Source organism: Sphingobium sp. IP1 (genome assembly GCF_002708645.1).
Lineage (GTDB): Bacteria > Pseudomonadota > Alphaproteobacteria > Sphingomonadales > Sphingomonadaceae > Sphingobium > Sphingobium yanoikuyae.
On record NZ_NOIW01000239.1, the window covers coordinates 1 to 2,009 of the forward strand.

2 protein-coding genes and 1 other RNA gene are annotated in these 2,009 nt (G+C 62.6%); 2 read left to right on the forward strand and 1 reads right to left on the reverse strand.

Annotation, left to right across the window (positions count from 1 at the left end):
* A partial coding sequence (locus tag CG471_RS29695; RefSeq protein ID WP_099234652.1) for an NRDE family protein occupies window positions 1–547 on the reverse strand: 547 nt, incomplete at its 3' end.
* Window positions 548–570: 23 nt separating this feature from the next.
* Here CG471_RS29695 and ssrA point away from each other — a divergent pair.
* Together ssrA and CG471_RS29705 are read left to right on the forward strand one after the other, a co-directional pair.
* Window positions 571–925, forward strand: a transfer-messenger RNA (tmRNA) gene (gene ssrA / locus CG471_RS29700).
* A 298-nt stretch (window positions 926–1,223) separates the two neighbouring features.
* On the forward strand, window positions 1,224–1,604 hold the full coding sequence (locus CG471_RS29705) for a hypothetical protein (RefSeq protein ID WP_099234653.1): 381 nt from the start codon (window positions 1,224–1,226) through the stop codon (window positions 1,602–1,604).
* Window positions 1,605–2,009 lie beyond the last annotated feature (405 nt).

Below are 2,009 nucleotides of genomic sequence, written 5' to 3' on the forward strand. Positions count from 1 at the left end.
GGGTCTCGCGGCGCAGGGCGTTGAACAGGTTTTCGGGATCGGTCGCGCCGGCGACCAGCCATTGCAGCATCGCGTCCTTGAGCGCGAGCGTCTTGGGCCAGGGCTGGTCGAGCGGACCGTTGGAAAGGCCGTAGAGGCCGGGTGCGAGCAGGCTGCGCTGGGGTTCGGGGCGATTGGTGAGGAAGAGGAGCCGGCCGCGGTCGGCGAGCAGCAGGTTGAACGGGTTGAAATCGTCGAGTGCCGCAGTGTTAGGATCGGCATAGGTGCCGCTGCCGGTCAGCAGGTCGGTCACCAGTGCGCCGCGTGAGGCGCGGTCGGGCAGGGGATCGCCGAAGCCGCGCAAATTGGTGATGACGGCGACGCGGCCATCCTCGTCTGCGCCGAGCCAGGTGCCGCCCGATTGCAGGTCGCGCCCGGCGATCAGCCCCGGCCGGTCGTCCCAGCGCGCCATCGCGGCGGCGGGGCGGGCATGATATTCGTCGCGATTGCCGATCAGGACGAGCTGCCAGCGCGGGTGCGCCCGCCAGGCCAGTGCCACGATACACATTTGCTACCTCCATCACCCAACACCGGCTTGATAAATGGCGCGGCCGCCGCCATATAGGGGGTGCCGGGCTCGCCCGGCTATGGTGATAAATCGTGTCGTATAATAGACGCAGCGGACCCGGGGGCAGTACCCGGCGGTTCCACCACATGTCCCGGAAGGCCTTTGGTCTGGCGGGGTGTCTGATGGGGCCGAACTAGGATCGACGTGTGTTCAAAGGCGATGCTTTTACCCGGCCCGTGTAAGCCGTTAAACTGTGCAAAACTCACAAGTGCCAACGATAACGAAGCACTCGCCATTGCAGCGTAATTGAGGGCCTCACGGCCTGACATTACTCTAAAATAGCGCGGTTGAACCCACCGGGCAACAGAAGGGAATTCAGCGGCCCCCGGAGGCGCCGGGCAACAGAAGCCTCCGGACCCAATCCATCAGCGATGTTTTTTCAGGCCACGCCGCTTGCGGCGCATGGCCTTTTTGCGCGTCCATGATGCGATTCGAATCGGGCGAAATTTGCATGCCGCATTCGATTTCACTTTTATGACATTGATGTGAAAAACGCATAAGACAATGAAATTTCGTCTATATAAAATGGAATCGACGCCCATGCCTGATCTTGTGCCGATGTCATCAAGATGAAATAATTCCGGCTATGTTAAAAAGTTTTTTTCGGAGAAAATCGATGTTCAAGGCGGCGGCAGTATCGGGCATTCTTCTGGCTTCGGCAGTGCCAGCCATGGCGTCGGCGGCGGATGACGTGATCGTCAGCGTCGTGCCGGATGCGGGTCTGGCCGCGTCGGCGCTGCTCGCCCATGATTTCGACAAGGCCGCCGGGAAGCTGCAGGCGGTCTGGCCCGACACCATCAACGATCCGGCGCGCCTGATCAACCTGGGCAATGCCTATGCGGGGATGGGGCGCACCAGCGATGCGCGTGAGGCCTATGCCGCGGTGGCGCGCGTGCCCGACATGACGCTGGTGCTGGCCGATGGCAGCGAGGAATCCTCGCGCTCGATCGCGCAGCGCGCTTCGGCCCGCCTGAATACGAGCTATGCGATGCGCTGAACGCCCTGTTTCAGTGGCACGCGCAGGGGCGTCGTCCGGTGGACGGCGCCCCTTTCTGTTGGCTGTGGCGGTTGGGCCACTGTCTTTGAACTGTAATTTTACCGACCCCGATATGTCATAAAAGGAAAATGAGGCTGTCATTTACCGCGCCTACCTGCCGCTTCCGAGGGCGACAGGGGGCGTTGTCCGATTCGCTTTTCCCCCTTGCGCTCCGCATCGCAACAAACCCGGCAGAAGCCGGAGCGGAGACGACATGGCCAAGATCAACCGTATCCATAATATCCTGATGGCGGGCTGCGCCTGCGCGGCGCTGGCTGCCTGCGGCGCGGACGACATCGCTTCGCCCGGCACCGGCGGCGACGTGATCATCAACCCGACGCCGACCCCCACGCCGACCCCGACCCC

Bases quoted from the DNA above. Each gene is read 5' to 3' on its own strand.
- CG471_RS29705 (WP_099234653.1), top strand. From the start codon at position 1,224: ATGTTCAAGGCGGCGGCAGTATCGGGCATTCTTCTGGCTTCGGCAGTG.